Origin of the sequence: Pseudoalteromonas sp. CR1 (assembly GCF_019392235.1) — a bacterium.
Taxonomy (GTDB): domain Bacteria; phylum Pseudomonadota; class Gammaproteobacteria; order Enterobacterales; family Alteromonadaceae; genus Pseudoalteromonas.
In genome coordinates, this window is sequence record NZ_JAHXRM010000321.1 from 1 (window position 1) to 265 (window position 265).

Sequence of the window (265 nt, forward strand, 5' to 3'; positions counted from 1 at the left end):
TGGCCCATGCTGGTTTCTACCCCAACGTCGACCTGGTCGGCAGCCTGGGTTTCGTCGCTACCGGCGGCACTCTGCTGGGCTTTCTCAGCGGCCAGAAATTCAACTACAACGTCGGCCCGGCGATGACCTTGCCGATCTTCGACGGCGGCCGTTTGCGCGCGCAACTGGGCGAGGCCAGCGCCGGTTATGACATCGCTGTGGCCAAGTACAACCAGACCCTGGTCAATGCGCTCAAGGGCATCAGCGACCAGTTGATCCGCCGCGA

1 protein-coding gene is annotated in these 265 nt (G+C 63.0%); it reads left to right on the plus strand.

Features of this window, described 5'->3' with window-relative positions; all coding sequences use genetic code 11:
- Positions 1–265: TolC family protein (locus KZZ04_RS19565; protein WP_219423937.1), on the plus strand; the 265-nt coding region annotated here is incomplete at both ends.